Source organism: Microbacterium sp. ER1, assembly GCF_023383675.1.
Classification (GTDB): domain Bacteria; phylum Actinomycetota; class Actinomycetes; order Actinomycetales; family Microbacteriaceae; genus Microbacterium.
In genome coordinates this window covers 1-268 of sequence record NZ_QCXO01000050.1, presented here as the reverse complement: position 1 = coordinate 268, position 268 = coordinate 1, and the positions used below count along the sequence as shown (strand labels likewise).

Below are 268 nucleotides of genomic sequence, written 5' to 3'. Positions count from 1 at the left end.
ACTCATCGGAGTGGTCCTGTCCGCTACCGGCAGGCACTCGTCCACGGCGGCCGAAGACCGGCTCGACCGCGGCAAGTTCCTCGTCGGTGGCGATCCGGAACGCCCCTGCAGCCTCGGTCTGCACGTCGCGTCGGCCTTGACCGCGGGTGGCGCGGAGGCTGGCCACGATGGACACCGTGATGATGGTCACGACCACGGCCAGGCTGATGGTGGTCGGGATGTAGAAGACATCCAGGAGCAGCATCTTGATACCCACCCAGATCAGGAC

The 268-nt window shown here is 66.0% G+C and carries 1 pseudogene; it reads right to left on the bottom strand.

The window, feature by feature from the left end:
- Positions 1-268 (bottom strand): annotated as a pseudogene (locus tag BV453_RS01715) (tellurium resistance protein TerC); the annotation flags it as partial.